Below are 21,570 nucleotides of genomic sequence, written 5' to 3'. Positions count from 1 at the left end.
CACCACTGCATAGCGTGGCGAACGCGGCATGGCATGGATGGGCTGTGCGCAATTTTAACGATCTGACCGATCGCCGCCGCCGACCCGATCGTCGCGCATTTTCGATCGGGTGGCCAGGGCCGTGCGGATGCGCGCCAATCCCTGTCCCCGGCCCGGATCCCCTCCGATCATCCGCAAATTCAAAGCTTTCCCGCGCGACGCCGGGCCGTGTTGACAGGGTGCGGGGCTCTGGCTAGCGTTCAGCGACGGCGGGACCCGCGCGAGGAGGCGCGGCGCCGGATGAGGGAGGGGACCTGTCTTGCAGGGACGTGCGATGACGCCTGCGCAGCTTGCGGAGTTCCGCTGGCAGGTTCCGGAACGGTTCAACATCGGCACGGCGGTCTGCGACCACTGGTGCGCGCGCGATCCCGACCGCATCGCCCTCCTCGAGGTCGACGAGGACGGGCGCGCCGACCGGATCAGCTATCGCGAGCTGGGCCGCCGGGTGGCGCGGCTGTCCCATGCCCTGGCGGCGCGCGGGATCGCGGGCGGGCAGGGCGGCACGGTCGGGCCCCGGATCGGCGTGCTGCTGCCCCAATCGGTCGAGACCGCGACCGCGCATGTCGCGATCACCCGCATGGGCTGCGTGTCGCTGCCGCTGTTCACGCTGTTCGGGCCCGAGGCGCTGCTGCACCGGCTGCGCGATTCCGGGGCCAGCGCGGTGATCACCCACGCGGCCAGCCTGGACGTGCTGGCGGCGATCGCAGGCGATCTGCCCGACCTGCGCGTGGTGCTGTGCAAGGACCTGCCTGACGGCGCCGCGGCGTGGTTCCCGGGGATCGAGATCGCGGATTACGACGCCGCGCTGGCCGCCCAGCCCGACGACATCCCTGCCGCCGAGACGGGGGCCGAGGATCCGGCCTTCCTGATCTACACCTCGGGGACGACCGGCCAGCCCAAGGGCGCGCTGCATGCCCACCGGGTGCTGCTGGGCCATCTGCCCGGGGTCGAGGTCAGCCACGACCTGCTGCCGCAACCGGGCGACCGGCTGTGGACGCCCGCGGACTGGGCCTGGATCGGCGGGCTGCTGGATGTGCTGATGCCGGGCCTGTATCACGGGGTGACGGTCGTGGCCTGCCGGTTTCGCAAGTTCACCGCCCGCGCGGCCCTGGACCTGATGCGCGACCACGGCATCCGCAACGCCTTCCTGCCGCCCACAGCACTCAAGCTGATGCGGCTGGAGCCGGGGGCCGAGGGGTGGGACCTGAACCTGCGGTCCGTCGCCAGCGGGGGCGAGCCCTTGGGCGCCGAGCTGGTGGACTGGGGCCGACGGGTCTTCGGCAGCACGATCAACGAATTCTACGGCCAGACCGAATGCAACATGATCGTGTCGGGCTGCGCGCTTCTCGAGCCGCCCCTGCCCGGCGCGATGGGCCGCGCGGTGCCCGGCCATCATGTGGCCGTCATCGAGCCTGCCAGCTGCGAGCTGATGCCGCCCGGCACCGAGGGAGAGATCGCCGTGCTGTCGCCCGACCCGGTGATGTTTCTGGGCTACTGGAACAGTCCGGCGGCGACGGCGGCCAAGTTCGCCACCGGGCCGCAGGGGCGCTGGCTGCTGACCGGCGATCGCGGGGTGCAGCAGCCCGACGGGCGGCTGTCCTTCGTGGGGCGCGACGACGACGTGATCTCGTCCGCCGGCTACCGGATCGGCCCCGCCGAGATCGAGGATTGCCTGCTGCGCCATCCGGCAGTGCATCTGGCGGGCGTGGTGGGCCAGCCCGATCCCCTGCGCGGCCATGTCGTCGCGGCCTTCGTCACGCTGACCGCCGGCCATGCGCCGGGGCCCGATCTGGCCGACGCGATCTCGGCCCATGTCCGCGACCTGCTGGCGGCCTATGAATATCCCCGCGCGGTGCATTTCATCGACGAGATGCCGATGACCACCACCGGCAAGATCATCCGGGCCGAGCTGCGCAGGCGCGCCGAGGAGATCGCCGCCCGCGCCCCGCGCCCCGACACCGAGGCCGCCCATGTCTGAGCCGCGGCCGCGGCATCGCCGTCCCGACGCCGATCCCCGTGCAGGCGCACCCCTCCCCCGCGAGGGGCGGGGTTGCGGACCTGACCGCAGGATCCCACCGCAGACCACCGGGACCCGTCGCGGGTCCCGGGACACAGGGCAGGGCGCCCGCCGCCATGCCGCAATGGAAGGAGTACACCCGTGCCGGTGATCAAGCTGATCGATGGCCTGAACGAGTTCGTGGGCCGGGTGCTGTCGGTCGTCGCGATCCTCTTCGCCGGCATCATCATCTATGACGTCTTCATGCGCTATGCCCTGGGCCAGCCGACCCGGTGGGCCTTCGACGTCACCAAGCAGCTCTACGGCTTCTATTTCGTGATGCTGGGCGGCTATGCCCTGCGCCATCAGGCCCATGTCCGCGTCGACCTGCTGACCGCGCGGATGGGCCCCGGCCTGCGCCGATGGGTCGAGCTGGCGGGCTATGCGATTTTCTTCTTTCCCTTCGCCTGGATCTTCGCCAGCCGCAGCTGGGATTTCGCGATGACCTCGTGGCGGCAGGGAGAGCTGACCTATGGCGCCGTGCAGCTGCCCGTCTATCCGCTGAAGATGGCCATGTTCGTGGCCGCCTGCCTGCTGCTGATCCAGGGGGTCAGCGAGGCGCTGAAGCTGATCCTGAACCGATCCCCCAAGCCGGAGCCCCATGATGTCGGGTGAATCGATCGCGCTCGTGATGTCGGGCCTGCTGCTTCTGGGCCTGTTCATGGGCCATCCGCTGGCCTTCGTGCTGGGGGGCACCGCGGTGCTGGGCGCGCTGATCGCGGGCAAGCCGATGGTGCTGGGCATCGTCATCAACCGCATCTTCGGCGACGTGCTGGACAATTACGTACTGATCGCCATCCCGCTCTTCGTGCTGATGGCGCGGTTCCTGTCCGACAGCGGCGTTACCGACCGCATGTTCGAGGCGCTGCGCCACCTGATGGCCCGCGTCACCGGGGGGCTGGGACTGGCGGTGGTCTTCATCTCGATCCTGCTGGCGGCGACGACCGGGATCATCGGCGCGTCGATCACCGTGATGGGCATGATGGCGCTGCGCCCGATGCTGCAATACGGCTATGACAAGCGCCTGGCCACGGGGCTGATCGGGGCCTCGGGGTGCCTTGGCATCCTGATCCCGCCCTCGATCATGCTGATCCTGATGGCCTCCTATGCGCCGGGGCTGTCGGTGGGGCAGCTGTTCGCGGGCGCGATGGTGCCGGGGCTGCTGCTGGGCGTCATGTACGCGCTGTATGTCGTGTTCATCGCCTGGCTGCGCCCGGACTGGGCCCCCAAGATCGCCGAGGCCGACCAGATCAGCCGCGGCGCCATGTGGAAGATGCTGATGATCGAGGCGGTGCCGCCGCTGATCCTGATCCTGGGCATCCTGGGATCGCTGCTGGCGGGCATCGCCACCGCGACCGAGGCCAGCGCCATCGGCGCGGCGCTGGCCTTGCTGATCGTGATCGGGCGCGGCCGCTTCCAGTGGCGGACCTTCTATTCAGCGCTGCTGGAGACCGGGCGCACCTCGGCCATGATCCTCTTCATCGTGGTGGGCGCCACGGCCTTCACCGGCGTCTTCAACATCACCGGCGGCCTGCGCGCCAGCCAGGACCTGATCCGGGGCCTGGCCGACGACCCCTACACGCTGATCGCGATGATGCTGCTGGTGGTGTTCATCCTGGGCATGTTCCTGGACTGGACCGGCATCGTGCTGCTGTCATTCCCGATCTTCCTGCCGCTGGTGGGCGAGATGGGCATCGATCCGCTGTGGTTCGTCGTCCTGATGGCGGTCGTGCTGCAGACCAGCTTCCTGTCGCCGCCCTTCGGATATGCGCTGTTCTACATGCGCGCCATCGCCCCGCCCGAGGTCACGATCACCGACATCATCATCGGCGTGCTGCCCTTCATCGTCATGATCCTGATGATGTGCGGCGCGATGATCCTGTTCCCTGCCTTGGTCACCTGGCTGCCTCTGGCGCTCTACGGCTGACCGGCCCGCTTTTTTCACGAGGAGGAGACCCCCATGAACCATCTGCTGACCGCCGCCGCCCTGGCGATCACCGCCGCCACCCCGGCCTTGTCCCAGAACTGGACGATGACCTCGACCTGGCCCTCCAGCCTGGAGCTGATCGAGATCGACAAGTACTGGGTGGACCTGGCCAACAAGCTGGTCGACGACGACAAGCTGACCATCGAGTTCTACGAGGGCGGCAGCCTGGTCCCCGCCGGAGAGGTCTTCGGCGCCGTCGAATCCGGGACCATCCAGGCGGGCGCCGACTGGCCGGGCTATTGGGCCGGGCGCGACAGCGCCTTCTCGCCCCTGTCGACCACGGCCAGCCTGTTCAACGCCGTCGATTACGTGAACTGGATCCAGGAATGGGGCGGCGCAGACCTGTACAACGAGGTCTATGGCAATTTCGGCATGGTCTATCTGCCCTATGGCGTGACCAACAACGAATCCGGCTTCCGCACCACCAGCCAGCCGATCCGCACGCTGGAGGATCTGGCAGGCCTGCGCCTGCGCCTGTCCGGTCTGGAACAGGGCAAGCTGCTGGAGAAGCTGGGCGGCAACCAGGTCAGCATGGCGGGCGGCGAGATCTATCAGTCGCTGGAACGCGGCGTGATCGACGGGGCCGAATTCTCGACCCCCAACGTCGATTTCTCGGGCGGCTTCCAGCAGGTCACCAGCTATTGGTCGACGCCGGGCTGGCACCAGTCCTCGTCCGTCTTCGGGGTGATGATCAACAAGGGGGCCTGGGACGCGCTGGACGAGGAGACCCAGGACCGCCTGCAGATCGCCGCCGACGCGACCATGCTGTGGTCGCTGTCCTTCACCGAGCGACGCGCGACCGAGGCCTATTCCCAGTTCCAGGAGGCCGGGACCGAGATCACCCGCCTGGACGACGCCGCGCTGGAGCGCGTGCAGCAGCTGGCCAACGAGACCATCACCGAGGTCGCCTGCGAGAACCCGCTCTCGGCCAAGGTCTATGCCAGCCAGCTGAGCTATCTGGCGGATTACGCCACCTGGCGCGACGCCTCGGCCCCCTTTAACCTGGGCCGCACGCCCAACGGCCCCGACCTGGCCGCGATCCAGGCCTGCGCCGAATAACTCTGCCGCGGCACCCGGAGCGATCCGGGTGCCGTTCCTCCGCTGTCGGACGGCCCGCCGCGCCTGTCCCCCCCCGCCTGTCCCGAAAACGTCGTCCTCCTGTCGCAAGACTGACATGCTTCGCGGTCAGACATGGCCACCGACCGACAACAGGGGACACCACTATGCCGAAGCTTGCTCTTCTGACCTCGGCCATCGCGCTTGCGACGGCCATGCCCGCCCTGTCCGAGACCGTGTTCACCCGCATCGCCTCGTTTGCGACGCCGGACAACATGGCCGAGGGCGAGGACCGCGCCCGCCCGACCTCGGCCGAGATCATTTCGGCCTCGGAGGACGGCAACACGGTCGTCTATTCCGACAGCCCCCTGGGCGTGCTGGGCTTCGTGGACATCACCGATCCCACCGCGCCCCGGCCCCTGGGCAATGTCGCCATGGACGGCGAGCCGACCACCGCGGTGATCATCGGCCAGCGCGTCTTCGTGGGCGTCGACACCTCGGAATCCTTCACCGATCCCTCGGGCCAGCTGCGCGTGCTGGATCTAGAGAGCCACGAGGTCCTGTCCTCCTGCGATCTGGGCGGACAGCCCGACGCGGTCGCCAAGGCGCTCGACGGCAGCTTTCTGGCCGTCGCGATCGAGAACCAGCGCGACGAGGACCTGAACGACGGCGCCCTGCCGCAGATGCCCGCGGGCTATGTCGTCAAGCTGCCCGTCACCGAGGGCGAGCTGGATTGCGACGGCCAGAGCCGCATCGAGATGACCGGGATGGCCGAGATCGGGGCCGAGGATCCCGAGCCGGAATATGTCGACATCAACGAGGCGGGCGAGATCGTCGTCACCCTGCAGGAGAACAACCATATCGTCGTGATCGGCGCGGATGGCACGGTCGCCTCGCATTTCAGCGCGGGCACGGTCAGCCTCGAGGATGTCGATGCCCTGGACGATGGCGCGCTGAGCTTCACCGACACGCTGGCCGACCTGACGCGCGAACCCGACGCCGTGAAATGGCTTGATGCCGATCACGTCGTCACTGCGAACGAGGGCGATTACGAGGGCGGCTCGCGCGGCTGGACGATCTTTCACCGCGACGGGACGGTCGTCTACGATTCGGGCAACAGCTTCGAGCATGCGGTGATCGAGGCGGGCCATTATCCCGACCGCCGGTCCGACGCCAAGGGGGTCGAGCCGGAATCCATCGAGGTCGCGACCTTCGACGGCACGCCCTATGTCTTCGTCGTGTCCGAGCGGGGATCGATCATCGGCGTCTATGACGTGACCGACCCCGCCGCGCCGCGCCTGTCGCAGCTGCTGCCCTCGGGGATCAGCCCCGAAGGCATCGTGGCGCTGCCCGAGCGCAACCTGCTGATCACCGCCAACGAGGCCGATCTGGGCGAGGATGGCGGCGCGCGCGCCCATGTCATGCTGTTCCAGGCGGGCGAGGGGCCGGCAACCTATCCGATGCTGACCTCGGCCGGCGCGGAAGAGCTGATCGGATGGGGCGCGCTGTCGGGTCTGGCCGCCGGCGAGGCGCCGGGCCAGCTGTTCGCCATCTCGGACAGCGTCTATGGCGCGCAGCCCGCGATCTATGCGATCGACGCCACCCAGACCCCGGCCCGCATCACCGCCAAGACCGTGATCACCCGCAACGGCGATCCCGCGCAGAAGCTGGATCTGGAGGGGATCACCCCCGATGGCGAGGGCGGCTTCTGGCTGGCCTCGGAAGGGCGCAGCGACCGGCTGATCCCGCATGCGCTGTATCATGTCGATGCCGACGGCGAGATCCAGACCGAGATCGCCCTGCCCGCCGAACTGCCGGCGCACGAGACCCGCTTCGGCTTCGAAGGCATCGCCCTGCAGGGCGACCGGCTGTGGATGGCCGTTCAGCGCGAATGGGGCGACGATCCCGAGGGGCAGGTCAAGCTGGTCTCCTATGACCTCGAGGCCGAGGAATGGGGCGCGGTCGCCTATCCGCTGGAAGCCAAGGGCGAGGGCTGGATGGGCCTGTCCGAGATCACCATCGACGGGGACTGGGCCTATGTCATCGAGCGCGACAACCTGATCGGGGCCGCCGCCGTGGTGAAGAAGCTGTTCCGCGTGCCGCTGGCCGACCTGGCCCCGGTGGCCCTGGGCGAGACCCTGCCCGTGGTCACCAAGGAAGAGGTCCGCGACCTGATCCCCGACCTGCAGGCCACCGGCGGCTATGTCGTCGACAAGGTCGAGGGCTTTGCCATCGACGCGGAGGGCCAGGGCTGGGTCGTCACCGACAATGACGGCGTCGACGACAGCTCGGGCGAGACGCTGTTCTGGTCGGTCGGCGCGATGCGCTGACGGTCGGGGGCGGGCACCCGGCGCCTGCCCCCGCCTTTCCCCGGCACGCTCGACCGCAGGCCCCCTTCGGCAGGACCGAGGGGGGCCTGCGGCATTCGCGCCCGCACCCGCCATCCCCTGCGACATGGCGCCTACTGGTGATCGCGCGACAAAACCCGACTCTCTGAGGCATGGAACACGACGCCCGCACCTCGGTCCTCTACAACGCCACCTGTCCCGTCTGCGATTTCGAGATCCGGCATTACGCCCGCTATGCCGACCGGAACGGGCTGCCGATCCGCTTCGACGACCTGAACTCGGACGCCCGGCAGGCCTGGGGGCTGGATGCCGACACGGCGGCGCGGCGGCTCTACGTGCTCCATGACGGGCAACTGAGCTCGGGCATTCCGGCGTTCCTGGTGCTCTGGGCGCAGATGCCCAGATACCGCAGGCTGGCGCGGATCGTGGGCCTGCCCGGGGTCCGGCAGGCTGCATCGGCGGCCTATGACCATGTCCTGGCACCGCTGATCTATCGCTGGCATCTGCACCGGCAGCGCAGGCGGCCGCCCGCGCGCCGCGACTGACATGATCCAAGGCCCCGTCCGTTCCCGCATCGGAGATCCGACATGCTGACCGCCGCGCTTCTGACCACCGCGCTTCTCTTCGGGGGCATGGTCCTGTTTGCCGGGGGCTTCGCGGCCTTCCTGTTTTCCGCGCTGCCCCCGGACTTGGCGGGCCGGACGATCCGGCGGGCCTTTCCGGTCTTCTACCTGTTCGTGCTGGCGGCCTCGGCGGTGGGGGTGCTGCTGCTGATCGCGGTCGATCCGGTTGCGGCGGGGCTGATGGCGCTGATCGCGGCGACCGTGCTGCCCACGCGCCAGATCCTGATGCCCGCCATCAACCAGGCCACCGATACCGGCGCCAAGGGCCGGTTCAAGGCGCTGCACGGGCTGTCGGTCGTCATCACCTTGGCGCATATCGGGGTGGCGGGCGTCGTGATCGTCCGGCTGGCCACGGGGGGCGCCGCATGACCCCGCTGCCGCGCGAGAACGTCCAGTCCTATCCCCGCCTTCCGGCGCTGGAGCCGGTGCCGCAGCGCATCCTGATCCGCCTCGGCGGCGCGGTCGTGGCCGAGACGGTGCGCGCCCTGCGCGTGCTGGAAACCCATCACGCGCCCAGCTATTACCTGCCGCCCGAGGATGTGCAGGCCGTCCTGCGCCCGGCGGCGGGTAGCAGCTTCTGCGAATGGAAGGGGGTCGCGCGCTATTACGACGTGATCGCCGACGGGGTGACGGCGCCCCGCGCGGCCTGGGCCTATGACCGGCCCACCGCGCGCTTTGCCGATCTGGCGGGCCATCTGGCCTTCTATGCCGGGCTGGTGGACGAGGCCTGGGTCGGCGATCTGCGCGTCCAGCCGCAGCCCGGCGATTTCTACGGCGGGTGGGTCACGCCCAACCTGGACGGGCGCATCAAGGGCGCGCCGGGCACGCGGCACTGGTAGGCGCTGCCCCGCAGGGTCACGGCGCCAGCCAGCACCCTGCCCATCCGTCCTCGCGGTCGAACCGCGCCCGGCGGTGATCGGGACCCAGATGCAGCAGGTCCATCCGCTGCACCTCGCAGCGCAGGATCGCGAAGCGCGACGGGTCGGCGGGCTTGGCATAGGCCAGCGCCTCGGGGATCGGCTGGCCGGGGGCGGGGCGGGTGCCATAGCTGTGCCGGGTCTGCTGGGGCAGGGCGTTCCAAGTCGCCTCGGCCTCGGCCCCCGTCAGGATGGCGACCTGCACCTGCAGCCGGATCTGCAGATGCGCCGAGGCGTCCCAGACATGCAGCGCCGCGCGGGGCACCATGTCCAGGCCCGCCATCTTGTCCGACAGCGCGTCTGTATGCACCTCCACCACCCCGGCGGCGGGATCGGCCGCGCGCAGCACGACGGTGCGCGACTCGGGCCAGCCGTGGGGCGAGACGGTGGCCAGCGTCGGATGCCGGGCGGGGGCGCGGCGGTCGGCCACGCCCCGCACCAGCCGCAGCCAGGCTTGGTCGTGCAGTTCGGCCAGGTTGGCGGCCCAGGGGTGGGGGTCAGTCGTCATAGCCCGTCATCTCCAGATAGCCGGTGCCGGAATGGCTGCCGGTGATGGTGACCGGCCCCTCCCAGTAGGGGACGGAGGTCGACATCCAGGCATCGGGGTTCAGCGCGGTGACGGTCACATCCACGCCGCGATCGGGCAGGGTGACCTGCCAGGTGGTCGGCACCTGCCGCCCGGCAACGGGGGTCAGGTCCAGCGGGCGGGCGGCGAAGGCCCCGTCGGGAAAGGCGGTGGCCTGCCCGTCCGCCGTGATCCAGGTGGCCGAGGTATAGTCCGCATCGCCCCGCAGCACGAAGCCCATCATCTTGTCGCCGCCCTCGAAGGACAGCGAGAACCAGTCCCAGCCCTGCTGGTCCTGGGCCAGCGGCTGACTGGACCATTCGCGGTCCAGCCAGGCCTGGCCGGTCACCGGAATGTCGCCTTCGGGCAGGCTCAGCGTGCCCGCCAGATCGAAGAAGGGCTGCGAATAGTAATGGCTGGCCTGTCCCGCCGCCGACTTGACCGAATATCCGTCCTGCCCGTGCAGAACCAGCGGCCCGGTCGCGCGCAGATCCACGTCATAGGCGAAGTCCGTGCCCGAGGCCGTCAGGCGCAGCCGGTCCAGATCCGGCCCTTCCATCGCCCAATCGTCGATCCAAGCCGAGAAGGGATCGGCCTCGACCCCCGCCTGCCCGATGCCGCCTCGCGCCAGCCGTTCGGCCGCGTGATGGGCCTCGGGCGTGGTGACGGCGGCATGGCCCATCCACAGCTGCGGCGTGTCCCAGCCCGCCCCGTCGCGCGGCGCCAGCGCCGATCGGAACAGCGTCCATTGCAGCCCATAGGGGGTGCCGTCCGGGCCGGTCAGGGTGGCGGTCAGATACCACCACTCGATCCGGAAATCGGGATGGGGGCCGTGATCGGCGGGGAACTGCAGGACATGTCCGGGGACCGGCTCGGCAAAGTCCTGCGTCTCTGTCCCCAACCCGGCAAAGCCCTGCGCCTGCGCCCCGAGCGGCAGGATCAGGGCCAGAAGCAGCGCCTTAACGTTCATGACGGAACACTCCCAGAAGCTGCGCCACCGGGATGCGCGACAGGCGCCAGGCGGGCCAGGCCGCGGCCAGCGCCGCCGCCAGCAGCGCCAGCCCGCCCAAGCGCAGGTAGTCCAGCGGGAACAGGTGCATGGGCAGCCGCCAGCCGAAGGCCTCGACATTGACGACCGCCAGCAGCGCCCAAGCCAGCGCCAGTCCCAGGGGCAGGGCCAGCGCGCCGGTCAGCGCCGCCAGCACCACGGTGCGCAGCAGGTCCAGCGCCGCCAGCCGCCGCCGCGTCACCCCGAGCGCCCAGACCGGGGCCAGCTGCGGCAGGCGCATCGCGGCCAGCGTCAGAAGGCTCATCAGGATGGCGAAGCCCGCGACCGCCAGCGTCAGCACGTTCAGCGCGGTGGTGACGGTGAAGGTCCGCTCGAACACCGACAGGGCGGCGGCCTTGACGGCGGCCTGGTCGGTCATCGCAGCATCCGGCAGCCCGGCCCGGTCCCGCAGCCGGTCGCGCAGCGCGTCGATCCGGTCGGGGGCCACGCGCAGGCCGAAGCGCAACGCCTGGACCTCGGGGAACAGCGCGCGAAAACGGTGCTCGGTCACGATGACCTGCCCGACCGGGTTGCCGTAGTCGCCATAGATGCCCAGCACCGGCAGGGCGGGCCCGACACCAAGCGGGACGGGCGCCCCCAGGTCCAGACCGGCGCGGCGGAACAGCTGCTCGTTGACCAGCACGCCCTCGCCCCGGGCCAGCGCGTCCCAGACATCGGGGGCGGCGCGCAGGAACTGCCAGTTGTCGCGATAGGTGGCGTGATCGCGCGCGCCCTGGATCTGCACCGGCCGGCCCGCGACCTGCCCCTCGGTCGCCAGCGCGGGCAGGATCGCGTCGGCATGGGTGGCGGCGACCGCCAGGATCGCCTCGGCCTGGGCTGCATCGGTGGCGCCGACATACAGGTCCGCGGCCAGGCGCTGGTCCAGGAACCCCGTGAAGGTCAGCCGGAACGAGGACACCATCGTCGAGACGCCCAGATTGGCCGCCATCGCCAGCATCAGCGCCATCAGCGCCAGCGACAGGCCCGGCAGCTGCAGCCGCGTGTCGGCCCAGAACCACTGCGCGAAGGCCGAGGTCGCGCGCCCCTGCGCCAGCCCCGTCAGCAGCGCCAGGACGGGCGGCAGCGCCAAGGCCCCGCCGATCAGCAGCGCCGCCAGCATCGCAAAGCCCGCCAGCAGCCCCTGACCCCACAGCGCCAGCACCCCCGCGATCGCCAGCAGGCCCAGGGCCGCCGCCGCCTGCCCGCCGCGCCAGCGCGCCATGCCCGCGTCCCGGGGATGGACCGCGCCCAGCAGCGGCGTGCGCGCCAGCGACCACAGCGCCCCCCCGGCGGCAACCGCCGTGCCGCCCATCGCGATGGCCAGCCCCGACAGCCACCACGACGGGCGCAGCGCCAGCTGGCCCGAGACCTCGGCGCCATAAAGCCCGCGCAGGGTCGCCGCCACATCGGGCATCAGGGCGGCGGCCATCAGATAGCCCAGGGCCACGCCGATCAGCCCCGCGACCAGCGCCAGCACGGCAAGCTCCAGCGCCATCAGCGCGATCAGGCGGCGCAGCGGCACGCCCAGGGCGCGCAGGGTGCGCACCATCGCGCGACGCTGCTCGAAGGCCAGGCCGATGGCGCCATGCACGATGAACAGGCCCACCGCAAAGGACAGCAGGCCGAAGGCGGTCAGGTTCAGGTGGAAGCTGTCGGTCAGCCGGGCCAGGTCGGCGCCCTCCTGCGCGGCGGTCAGGATCAGGCCGGGCACGACCGCCTCCAGCGGGGGGCGGCCGAGGGGCTGGTCGCCCGACAGGATCAGCCGGTCGATCTGGCCGGGACGGCCCAGCAGGCGCTGCGCCACGCCGATATCGGTGACCGCCAGATCGGGGGCGGCATCGGCGGCCGCCACAAGTCGGGCGCCGGTGTCCGGCAGGCGGGCCAGCACCTCGGGCCGCGCCAGGATCTGGCCCGGGCCGGACAGGAAGGCGCCCAGATCGGCCCCGCCGACGCCGCCCGGCAGGCCCGAGCCCTGCGGCGCGGTCAGCGGCTCGATGCCCACCAGGCGGACCTCGCCCAACCGCCCCTCGATCACCGGAGAGACCAGCCAGCCCGCGCGGCGCAGCGCGACATAGCTGTCCTGCGCGATGGGGCCGCCGTCGGCGCGGGTGATGCGGGGCAGGGTGCCCTCGTCCAGGGCCGAGGCGGCGGCGTCATAGCTGGCGCGCGCCTCGGCATTGATCGCCTGCACGCCGGACCACAGCGCGGTGGCCAGCGCCAGCCCGGCCAGCAGCGTGATCAGCTGCAGCGGGCTGCGCCGCCAATGCCCGACCAGCGCCGAGAGGACCGCGCCGGTCATGCCAGCAGCCCCGCCTGCAGGCGCAGCCGCCGGGGCAGGCGGGCCGCCAGCCGCTCGGAATGGGTGACCAGGATCAGGCCCGCGCCGGTCTCGGCCACCAGATCCATCAGCAGGGTCAGCACGGTCTCGGCACTGGCCTCGTCCAGGTTGCCGGTCGGCTCGTCGGCTAGGACCAGATCGGGCCGCGCCGCCAGCGTGCGGGCGATGGCCACACGCTGCTGCTGGCCGCCCGACAGCTGTTCGGGATATTTGTGCAGGTGGTCGGCCAGGCCAAGCCGGTCGGCCAGCGCCCGGTCCACCACCGGATCGTGGCGGCCCGACAGCCGGGCCTGAAAGGCGATGTTGGCCCCTGCGGTCAATGAGGGGACCAGGTTGAACTGCTGGAAGATCACCCCCACCGTCCCCCGCCGCAGGCCCGCGCGCCCGGCATCGTCCAGAGGCGTCAGGTCGGTGCCGTTGATCGCCACTTGGCCCCGGTCGGCCGTGTCCAGACCGCCGATCAGATGCAGCAGCGTGCTTTTGCCCGACCCGGATTCACCCATCAGCGCCAGCATCCGCCCGCGGTCCAGATCGAAGGACACCCCGCGCAGCACGGGCGCCGCGGCCCCGGGATAGGTCTTGGAGACATCGCGCAGGGCCAGCAGCATCGGGTTTCCTTCAAAGAGGGCAGGATAGGGCATGGGCGCGCGACGGAAAGGGGCGATGTCCCCGCGAGGGGGCGGGGGCCTGCGACGTGTTGGCACAAGAAATGTCTTGATCGGCCGCGCGGATGCATCAGACTTTGTCCGGATCGCCCCCGAGCGGGGCCTGCCAGCGCAAGGACACCGCCCATGGATGCAGGCACAGCCAGAAAGGGCGCTCGGATCGTCGACCGCCCGGAATTCGCCAGCAAGTTCAGCCCCCTGACCGGGCGGGGCGAGACCACGGTCGCCGATGCGGTCGCCGCGATGAAGGTCAAGAACTATGGCTGCATCGTCATCACAGACAAGACGGGCCGGGTCGAGGGGATCGTGACCGAGCGGGACATCATGTTCAAGCTGGTGGCGCAAAACGGCGATCCCCGGACCGTGACCCTAGAGCAGATCATGACCCGCGACATCCGCATGGCCAAGGAGACCGACAACGTGGTCGACTGGCTGCGGATCATGTCGAACGAGCGCTTCCGCCGCCTGCCGGTGGTGGATTCCGAAGGCCGGTTGCAGGCGCTGCTGACCCAGGGCGATTTCGTCAGCTATACATGGCCCGATCTTCTGTATCAGGCCAGTGGGCTGGCCAAGGCCACGATCCTGGGGCAGCTGCATTACATCGTGATCGCGGTGCTGGTCTTTGCGCTGGCGCTGGTGGCGCTGACGACACTGACCTGACCCGCCGCCGGGCGCTGCTTGACAGCCCCGTGGCCGCCCCCTAGACCGCCGCCTTTCCGGGGCGCGTGGGGATTTTCGACATGGCAGGGCAGTCCGGCAGCCTGGGGATCGACTTCGGCACCTCGAACTCGGCGGCGGGGCATCTGGTGGACGGGCGGCCGCGGCTGATCCCGATGGCGCCGGGGCAGACGACCATGCCCACGACCTTCTTCATCGACACCGACGCGCGGCGCCTGCTGATGGGCGAGGCCGCGAACCGGGCGCTGCTGGACGGGCGCGAGGGGCGGTTCATGCGGGCGCTCAAGCGCGTGCTGGGCACCGGCCTGATGCACGAGCCGCGCCAGATCCTGTCCGAGCGCGTGACCTTCGTCGACATCATCGCCCGCTTCCTCAACCGCATCAAGACCACGGCCGAGGCCGAGACGGGCCTGACCTTCCGCCGCGCCCTGTCGGGGCGTCCGGTGGTCTTTCACGGCGCGGACGACCCGCGCGAGGATCAGGCGCTGGAGGACCTGCGCCGCTGCTATCTGGCGGCGGGCTTTGACGAGGTCGCGTTCCTGCCCGAGCCCGAGGCCGCGGCCATCGCCAGCGGCGTGACCGCCGAGCCGGGCGCCGTGGGGCTGATCGTCGACGTGGGCGGCGGCACCTCGGATTTCTCGCTGTTCCGGGCCGGGGCGGACGGGGTGAGCATCCTGGCCAGCCACGGCATCCGCATCGGCGGCACCGATTTCGACCGCGCGATCAACCTGGACCGGGTGATGCCGCTTCTGGGCAAGGGATCGACCCTGCGCCGCGCGATGGGGCCCGGCCACGGGCCGGTGCCCAACGCGATCTATAATGAACTGGCCACCTGGGAACGCATCGCCTTCGTCTATACCCCCCAGAACCGCCGCCTGGTGGCCGAGATGGCGCGGCTGGCCGACGAGCCCGCCCGCATCGCCCGCCTGGCCCGGGTGCTGGAGGACGAGCTGGGCCATGACACCGCCTTCGCGGTCGAGGCGGGCAAGATCGCCGCGAATGACGGGCTGGCCTCGGCGGCCATCGCGCTGGACCAGATCCAGCCCGGCCTGTCGGCGCCCCTGCCGCCCGACGTGCTGGCGCAGATCCTGTCCGCCCCCGGCCAGCAGCTGCGCGAGGCCGCGCGCGAGACGCTGCACCGCGCCGGGCTGCAGACGGGGCAGGTGGACCGGGTGATCTATGTCGGCGGCTCCAGCCTGATGGCGGTGGTGGGCGACAGCCTGCGCGCCGAGTTTCCCGACGCCCGCCATTCGGTGACCGAGGTCTTCACCGCCGTCACCGACGGGCTGGCCATCGCCGCCGCGCGCTAGGGGGCGGCGCCCGGGCGCGGGTCCGTCGGGCCGGGGCGCTGGCGCGACTTCTCGATCACGCAGGCCCGCAGCCGTTCCGCCAGGGGCGAGGGCGGGCGGCGGCGCAGGCTGAGCAGGTAATAGGGCGGCACGCTGATCTGCCCCTGCAGCGGCAGGCGCGCGAAGCGGGCGCTGACCGGCGGGTCGGTCAGCAGGGCCACGACCTCGTCCGACAGGGGCGCGATCGCGTCGCTCTGCGCCAGATAGGACACGGTGAACAGCAGCGACGGGCTGTTGACGACATTGCGCGGCTCGGACAGGCCGGCGCTGGCGAAGGCGTCCAGCGTCGCCTCGCGGATCGGCGCGCCGCGGCTCTGCATGATCCAGGGCTGGTCCAGCAGCTGCGCCAGCCCCACGGGGCGGCCATGGTCCAGCGGATGGCCCAAGCGTACGCAGAAGCTGACCTTCTCGTCGCGCATCGGCTGGATCAGCAGCTCGCGGCTGTCGAATTCGGGCAGGATGCGGGCCAGCACGAAATCCATGTCGCCCGCGACCAGATGGCCCAGCAGCTCGCGCGAGGGCATGACGTCGACCGTCACCTCGGCCTCGGGCGCCTCGGCCTTGATCTGGCGGATGGCGGCGACGAGGTAGTCGACCGCAGGGCCCGTGACCGCGCCCACCCGCACCGATCCAGCCAGCCCCCCCGCCAGCGCGCGCACATCGCCCGCCAGCCCCTGCATCTCATCCAGGATCACGCCCGCGCGGCGCAGGACCGAGGCGCCGATCTCGGTCGGGGCCATGCCCTTGGGATGGCGCTCGAACAGCGCGGCGCCCAGCTGGCGCTCGGTTTCGGCCAGCAGGCGCGAGGCGGCGGGCTGGCTGAGCCCGCAGCTGGCCGCCGCCTGCTGCAACTGGCCGGCCTCGGCGATCTCCAGGATCAGGCGCAGCTGCGCGGGCTTCAGCATCAGGCGGGCGGGGGCGTTCGACATACCAATTCCGTCATGCAGATTTCAGGTTAAGTCATTTTACCATCATGTCCCGACATTGCTATGGTCATCGCGTGCCGACGGGAGACGGCATCCGAGAGATTGCGGCGGCGCAGATCCGCCACGGGGGAGGACACATGATCATCAAGACCACGGCCGTCGCACTGGCGATCGGCGTATCCTGGCTGGCCACCGGCGCCATGGCGCAGACGGTGGGCATCTCGATGCCCACGCAATCGTCGGCCCGGTGGATCGACGACGGCAACAACATGGTCCAGCAGTTCCAGGAAGCCGGCTACGAGACCGACCTGCAATATGCCGAGGACGACATCCCCAACCAGCTGGCCCAGGTCGAGAACATGATCACCAAGGGCGTCGACGTGCTGGTGATCGCCGCCATCGACGGCACCACGCTGTCCAACGCGCTGGCCAATGCCGCGGCCTCCGACATCAGGGTGATCGCCTATGACCGGCTGATCCGCGACACGCCGGACGTGGATTATTATGCCACCTTCGACAACTTCACCGTCGGCGTCGAGCAGGCCAGCTCGCTGGTGCGCGGCCTCGAGGAGCGGTTCGCCGATGTCGAGCCGTGGAATGTCGAGCTGTTTGGCGGCAGCCCCGACGACAACAACGCCTATTTCTTCTATGACGGCGCGCTGTCGATCCTGCAGCCGCTAATCGACGAGGGCCGCATGGTCATCGTGTCGGGCCAGGAAGGCATGGACACCGTGGGCACGCTGCGGTGGGACGGGTCGGCCGCGCAGGCGCGGATGGATAACCTGCTGTCGGCCAACTACACCGACGCGCAGGTCCATGGCGTGCTGTCGCCCTATGACGGGATCTCGATCGGGATCATCTCGTCCCTGAAGGGCGTGGGCTACGGCTCGGGCGACTTGCCTATGCCGATCGTGACGGGCCAGGATGCCGAGGTGCAGTCGGTCAAGTCGATCCAGGCGGGCGAGCAGTATGCGACCGTCTTCAAGGACACGCGCGAACTGGCCCGCGTCACCGTGGGCATGGTCGATGCGATGCTGAAGGGCGGCGAGCCCGAGATCAACGACACTGAGACCTATGACAACGGCGTCAAGGTGGTCCCCTCGTTCCTGCTGGAGCCGGTGCCGGTCGACGGCACGAACCTGCAAGAGGTCCTGATCGACAGCGGCTACTACACCGCCGAGCAGATCCAGTGACATCCGGGCGCCGCCCCTCTATCGGGGGCGGCTCTGGCAAGGGGGACGGGCCATGACCGCATTGCTTGAAATGCGCCGCATCAGCAAAAGCTTTCCGGGTGTCAAGGCGCTGGACGATGTCAGCCTGTCCGTGGCCGAGGGAGAGATCCACGCCATCTGCGGCGAGAACGGTGCCGGCAAGTCGACGCTGATGAAGGTCCTGTCGGGCGTCTATCCGACCGGAACCTTTGACGGGCAGATCGTCTATGACGGCCAGCCCGCCGAGTTCAGCACCATCCGCGACAGCGAGGATCGCGGCATCATCATCATCCACCAGGAACTGGCGCTGGTGCCCCTGCTGACCATCGCCGAGAACATCTTCCTGGGCAACGAGCGCGCCAGCCGCGGCGTCATCGACTGGCCCGAGACCTTCCGCCAGACCGAGGCGCTTCTGGCCAAGGTCGGCCTGCGCCAGACGCCCGGCACCCGCGTGGAATCCCTGGGCGTGGGCCAGCAGCAGCTGGTCGAGATCGCCAAGGCCCTGTCCAAGAACGTGCGCCTGCTGATCCTGGACGAACCCACCGCCGCGCTGTCCGAAGGCGACAGCCAGGCGCTGCTGGACCTGCTGCTGGAGCTGAAATCCCAAGGGGTGACCAGCATCATCATCAGCCACAAGCTGAACGAGGTGCGCCGCGTGGCCGACAGCGTCACGGTGATCCGCGACGGCGCCGCCATCAGCACCATCGACGCCCGGGCGGGCGATCTGACCGAGGACCGCATCGTGCGCGACATGGTGGGCCGGGACATGGCGCATCGCTATCCCGAGCGCGAGCGCCGGGCGGGCGAGGTGGTCTTCGAGCTGCAGAACTGGAACGTCTGGCACCGCGACAGCCGCGACCGCCAGATGATCCGCGACCTGTCGATGACTGTGCGCGCAGGCGAGGTCGTGGGCATCGCGGGCCTGATGGGCTCGGGCCGGACCGAGCTGGCGATGAGCGTCTTCGGCAAGAGCTATGGCCGCAACATCTCGGGCACCGCGCTGATGCATGGGCAGCCGGTCGACGTGTCCACCGTGGACCGCGCCATCGCCGCCGGGCTGGCTTACGTCACCGAGGACCGCAAGTCGCTGGGCCTGATCCTGGACGAGACGATCCGCCGGAACACCGTGCTGGCCAACCTGGACAAGGTCGCCACCCGCGGCGTCGTCGACGAGGGGCGCGAGACCGAGGTGGCCGAGGGCTATCGCCGCGCCATGCGCATCCGCACGCCGTCGGTCTTCCAGAAGGTCGTGAACCTGTCGGGCGGCAACCAGCAGAAGGTCGTGCTGTCCAAGTGGCTGTTCACCGACCCCGAGGTGCTGATCCTGGACGAGCCCACGCGCGGCATCGACGTGGGCGCGAAATACGAGATCTACAGCATCATCAACGACCTGAGCGCCCAGGGCAAGGCGGTCGTCATGATCTCGTCCGAGATGCCCGAGCTCTTGGGCATGTGCGACCGGATCTATGTGATGAACGAGGGCCGCTTCGTCGGCGAATTGACGGCGGCCGAGGCCAGCCAGGAAGCGATCATGTCGTTGATCGTCAGGGAATAGGCCAGGGATCAGGAAGGAATGGCGATGGAACGCACAGAGGCGGCGCCGGGCATCGGCATCGGCACATACATCAAGCGGCACATGCGCGAATACGGGCTGCTGTTCGCGCTGATCGCGATCATGGCGTTTTTCCAGATCGTGACCGGCGGCGTGCTGCTGCGCCCCGTGAACATCACCAACCTGTTCCTGCAGAACAGCTACATCATCATCATGGCGCTTGGCATGCTGCTGGTGATCGTGGCGGGGCATATCGATCTGTCGGTGGGCTCAGTCATGGGCTTCATCGGGGCGCTGGCGGCGGTGATGATCGTGACCTGGGGCATGCCCGTCTGGCTGGCAGGCGCCATCTGCCTGTTCGCGGGCATGGCGATCGGGGCGGTGCAGGGCTATTTTGTGGCCTATTGGAAGATCCCGTCCTTCATCGTCACACTGGCGGGGATGCTGATCTTTCGCGGGCTGTCGCTGTGGCTGCTGGCGGGCCAGTCGGTCGGGCCGTTCCCGGCGAACTTCCAGCTGCTGTCGACGGGCTTCATCCCCGACCTGATGGGCATCGGGCGCCCGAACGGGCTGGCTTTGGCCTCGGGCGTGCTGGCCGTGGCGCTGATCCTGTGGACCGGGCTGCGCAGCCGGGCCCGCAGCGCGCGCTACGGCATCGACGACGAGCCCTTCGCGCTGTTCCTGATCCGCACCGGCATCGTGGCGGCGGCGATCCTGTTCGTCACCTGGAAGCTGGCCTGGTTCCGGGGCCTGCCCAACGTGCTGCTGTCGATGGTGGTGCTGACCGTCATCTATGTCTTTTTGACCGAGCGCACGACCATCGGGCGGCGCATCTATGCGGTGGGCGGCAATGCCAAGGCCGCGAAGCTGTCGGGCATCCGCACGGAACGGCTGACCTTCCTTACCTTCGTGAACATGGGCCTGCTGGCCGCGCTGGCCGGGCTGATCTTCGCCGCGCGCCTGAACACCGCCACCCCCCGCGCGGGCTTTGCGGTCGAGCTGGACGTGATCGCCGCTGTCTTCATCGGGGGCGCGTCCATGTCGGGCGGCGTGGGGCGGATCGTGGGGGCCGTCACCGGCGCCTTCATCATGGGCGTGATGAACAACGGCATGTCGATCATGGGGATCGGCATCGATTACCAGCAGGTCATCAAGGGGATGGTGCTGCTGGCCGCCGTCTTCTTCGACGTCTACAACAAGAACCGAGAGGCCTGATCCTATGTGGCTGTCCCAACTGATGCTGACCGACGGCACCCGCGCCGTCGCCCTCCGCCGCGACACCGGCGCCCATCTGGTTCCCGGCACGACCTCGACCCGCGAGCTGGCGCTGGCCGCATGGGCCGCGGGCCATGATCTGGCGGCCGAGGTCGCCGCGCGCGGCACCGGCGAGGCCGTCGACCTGGACGCCGCCCTGGCCGAGGGGCGGGTGCTGGTCCCGCTGGATCACGAGGATCCGGCCCATCTGCACCTGACCGGCACCGGGCTGACCCATCTGGGCAGCGCCGCCACCCGCGACGCGATGCACAAGAACCCCGACCCGCAAAGCATGACCGACAGCATGAAGATGTTCCGCATGGGGGTCGAGGGCGGCAAGCCCGCCACCGGCGCGGTCGGCGCGCAGCCCGAATGGTTCTACAAGGGCAACGGCCATGCGGCGGTAGCGCCGGGTGCCGCCCTGACCTCGCCCAGCTTCGCGATGGATGCGGGCGAGGAGCCCGAGGTCGCGGGCCTCTATGTCATCGCGCCGGACGGCACGCCGCTGCGGGTTGGCTTCGCGCTGGCCAACGAATTTTCCGATCATGTGACCGAGCGCGGCAACTATCTGTGGCTGGCCCATTCCAAGCTGCGCCCCGCCAGCTTCGGCCCCGAGCTGCGCGTGGGCGATCTGCCTGCCCATGTCGAGGGCACCAGCCGCGTGATCCGCGATGGCGCGGTGATCTGGGAAAAACCCTTCCTGTCGGGCGAGGCCAACATGTCCCACAGCCTGGCCAATCTGGAACACCACCATTTCAAATATGACATCTTCCGCCAGCCCGGCGACGTGCATGTGCATTTCTTCGGCACCGCCACGCTGTCCTTTGCCGACGGTATCCGGACGCAGTCGGGCGATGTCTTCCAGATCGACTGCCCCGACTTCGGCCTGCCGCTTGGCAACCCCCTGACGCAATCCGACGACGCGGCGGCCTTGGTCGCCGTCGCCGCCCTCTGAAGG

Annotated in this window: 19 protein-coding genes; 14 read left to right on the top strand and 5 right to left on the bottom strand. The window is 69.7% G+C overall.

Translation table 11 applies throughout. The annotated features are described in order from the left end of the window. Nucleotides 1–313: 313 nt before the first annotated feature. The 8 genes from E4191_RS18595 (at nucleotide 314) to E4191_RS18560 (ending at nucleotide 8,948) form a co-directional block, all read left to right on the top strand. Nucleotides 314–2,017, top strand: a complete 1,704-nt coding sequence (locus E4191_RS18595; protein WP_139615914.1) for an AMP-binding protein — start codon at nucleotides 314–316, stop codon at nucleotides 2,015–2,017. Nucleotides 2,018–2,197: 180 nt separating this feature from the next. Beyond that, nucleotides 2,198–2,710 carry a TRAP transporter small permease subunit gene (locus E4191_RS18590; RefSeq protein ID WP_135816655.1) on the top strand — a complete coding sequence of 171 codons (513 nt, stop codon included), beginning with the start codon at nucleotides 2,198–2,200 and terminating at the stop codon, nucleotides 2,708–2,710. Continuing rightward, on the top strand, nucleotides 2,700–4,022 hold the full coding sequence (locus E4191_RS18585) for a TRAP transporter large permease (RefSeq protein ID WP_176562805.1): 1,323 nt from the start codon (nucleotides 2,700–2,702) through the stop codon (nucleotides 4,020–4,022). The genes E4191_RS18590 and E4191_RS18585 overlap by 11 nt, the downstream gene beginning before the upstream one ends. A gap of 33 nt (nucleotides 4,023–4,055) precedes the next feature. Beyond that, a complete protein-coding gene (gene dctP, locus E4191_RS18580; RefSeq protein ID WP_139615913.1) occupies nucleotides 4,056–5,141 on the top strand; it encodes a TRAP transporter substrate-binding protein DctP in 1,086 nt (361 codons plus the stop codon). Nucleotides 5,142–5,305: 164 nt separating this feature from the next. Beyond that, a complete protein-coding gene (locus tag E4191_RS18575) occupies nucleotides 5,306–7,468 on the top strand; it encodes an esterase-like activity of phytase family protein (RefSeq protein ID WP_139615912.1) in 2,163 nt (720 codons plus the stop codon). A gap of 170 nt (nucleotides 7,469–7,638) precedes the next feature. Continuing rightward, the gene (locus E4191_RS18570; RefSeq protein ID WP_135816652.1) at nucleotides 7,639–8,031 is read left to right on the top strand and encodes a thiol-disulfide oxidoreductase DCC family protein; all 393 of its coding nucleotides are present in this window, start codon (nucleotides 7,639–7,641) and stop codon (nucleotides 8,029–8,031) included. A gap of 42 nt (nucleotides 8,032–8,073) precedes the next feature. Further along, nucleotides 8,074–8,478: a DUF4149 domain-containing protein gene (locus E4191_RS18565; protein ID WP_135816651.1), complete on the top strand. Its 405-nt coding sequence runs from the start codon at nucleotides 8,074–8,076 to the stop codon at nucleotides 8,476–8,478. Continuing rightward, the gene (locus E4191_RS18560; protein ID WP_139615911.1) at nucleotides 8,475–8,948 is read left to right on the top strand and encodes a DUF427 domain-containing protein; all 474 of its coding nucleotides are present in this window, start codon (nucleotides 8,475–8,477) and stop codon (nucleotides 8,946–8,948) included. Before E4191_RS18565 ends, E4191_RS18560 begins: the two co-directional genes overlap by 4 nt. A 16-nt stretch (nucleotides 8,949–8,964) precedes the next feature. Here the strand turns inward: E4191_RS18560 and E4191_RS18555 are convergent, their stop codons facing one another. Genes E4191_RS18555 through E4191_RS18540 form a run of 4 tightly spaced genes read right to left on the bottom strand, consistent with a single transcriptional unit; the run spans nucleotide 8,965 to nucleotide 13,585 of the window. Further along, a complete protein-coding gene (locus E4191_RS18555) occupies nucleotides 8,965–9,534 on the bottom strand; it encodes a pyridoxamine 5'-phosphate oxidase family protein (RefSeq protein WP_139615910.1) in 570 nt (189 codons plus the stop codon). Further along, nucleotides 9,524–10,561, bottom strand: coding sequence for a lipocalin-like domain-containing protein (locus tag E4191_RS18550; protein ID WP_139615909.1), 1,038 nt, complete (start codon nucleotides 10,559–10,561; stop codon nucleotides 9,524–9,526). The genes E4191_RS18555 and E4191_RS18550 overlap by 11 nt, the downstream gene beginning before the upstream one ends. Further along, nucleotides 10,551–12,938 carry an ABC transporter permease gene (locus E4191_RS18545; protein WP_139615908.1) on the bottom strand — a complete coding sequence of 796 codons (2,388 nt, stop codon included), beginning with the start codon at nucleotides 12,936–12,938 and terminating at the stop codon, nucleotides 10,551–10,553. Before E4191_RS18545 ends, E4191_RS18550 begins: the two co-directional genes overlap by 11 nt. Continuing rightward, nucleotides 12,935–13,585 carry an ABC transporter ATP-binding protein gene (locus E4191_RS18540; RefSeq protein ID WP_135816829.1) on the bottom strand — a complete coding sequence of 217 codons (651 nt, stop codon included), beginning with the start codon at nucleotides 13,583–13,585 and terminating at the stop codon, nucleotides 12,935–12,937. The genes E4191_RS18545 and E4191_RS18540 overlap by 4 nt, the downstream gene beginning before the upstream one ends. 183 nt (nucleotides 13,586–13,768) lie before the next feature. Between E4191_RS18540 and E4191_RS18535 the strand changes: the two genes are divergently transcribed. Both E4191_RS18535 and E4191_RS18530 read left to right on the top strand, forming a co-directional pair. Further along, nucleotides 13,769–14,302, top strand: a complete 534-nt coding sequence (locus E4191_RS18535; protein ID WP_135816828.1) for a CBS domain-containing protein — start codon at nucleotides 13,769–13,771, stop codon at nucleotides 14,300–14,302. 80 nt (nucleotides 14,303–14,382) lie between these two features. Continuing rightward, nucleotides 14,383–15,630 (top strand): Hsp70 family protein, encoded by a 1,248-nt coding sequence (locus tag E4191_RS18530; protein ID WP_139615907.1) that lies wholly within the window; start codon nucleotides 14,383–14,385, stop codon nucleotides 15,628–15,630. Here E4191_RS18530 and E4191_RS18525 read toward each other — a convergent pair. Continuing rightward, nucleotides 15,627–16,598, bottom strand: a complete 972-nt coding sequence (locus tag E4191_RS18525) for a LysR family transcriptional regulator (RefSeq protein ID WP_139615906.1) — start codon at nucleotides 16,596–16,598, stop codon at nucleotides 15,627–15,629. The two genes, E4191_RS18530 and E4191_RS18525, sit on opposite strands and share 4 nt — an antisense overlap. 197 nt (nucleotides 16,599–16,795) lie before the next feature. Between E4191_RS18525 and chvE the strand changes: the two genes are divergently transcribed. From chvE to araD1, 4 genes are read left to right on the top strand one after another with little or no spacing between them, the layout of a single operon-like run. Continuing rightward, nucleotides 16,796–17,788, top strand: coding sequence for a multiple monosaccharide ABC transporter substrate-binding protein (chvE, locus tag E4191_RS18520; protein ID WP_228461848.1), 993 nt, complete (start codon nucleotides 16,796–16,798; stop codon nucleotides 17,786–17,788). Nucleotides 17,789–17,840: 52 nt separating this feature from the next. After that, nucleotides 17,841–19,361 carry a multiple monosaccharide ABC transporter ATP-binding protein gene (gene mmsA, locus E4191_RS18515; RefSeq protein ID WP_139615904.1) on the top strand — a complete coding sequence of 507 codons (1,521 nt, stop codon included), beginning with the start codon at nucleotides 17,841–17,843 and terminating at the stop codon, nucleotides 19,359–19,361. Nucleotides 19,362–19,385: 24 nt separating this feature from the next. Next, on the top strand, nucleotides 19,386–20,573 hold the full coding sequence (gene mmsB / locus E4191_RS18510; protein ID WP_269436679.1) for a multiple monosaccharide ABC transporter permease: 1,188 nt from the start codon (nucleotides 19,386–19,388) through the stop codon (nucleotides 20,571–20,573). A gap of 4 nt (nucleotides 20,574–20,577) precedes the next feature. Then, nucleotides 20,578–21,567, top strand: coding sequence for an AraD1 family protein (araD1, locus tag E4191_RS18505; protein ID WP_139615902.1), 990 nt, complete (start codon nucleotides 20,578–20,580; stop codon nucleotides 21,565–21,567). Nucleotides 21,568–21,570 lie beyond the last annotated feature (3 nt).

Origin of the sequence: Paracoccus liaowanqingii (genome assembly GCF_004683865.2) — a bacterium.
Lineage (GTDB): Bacteria > Pseudomonadota > Alphaproteobacteria > Rhodobacterales > Rhodobacteraceae > Paracoccus > Paracoccus liaowanqingii.
Note: the sequence above shows the minus strand (reverse complement) of the source record. Positions and strands in the feature narration are given on the sequence as shown.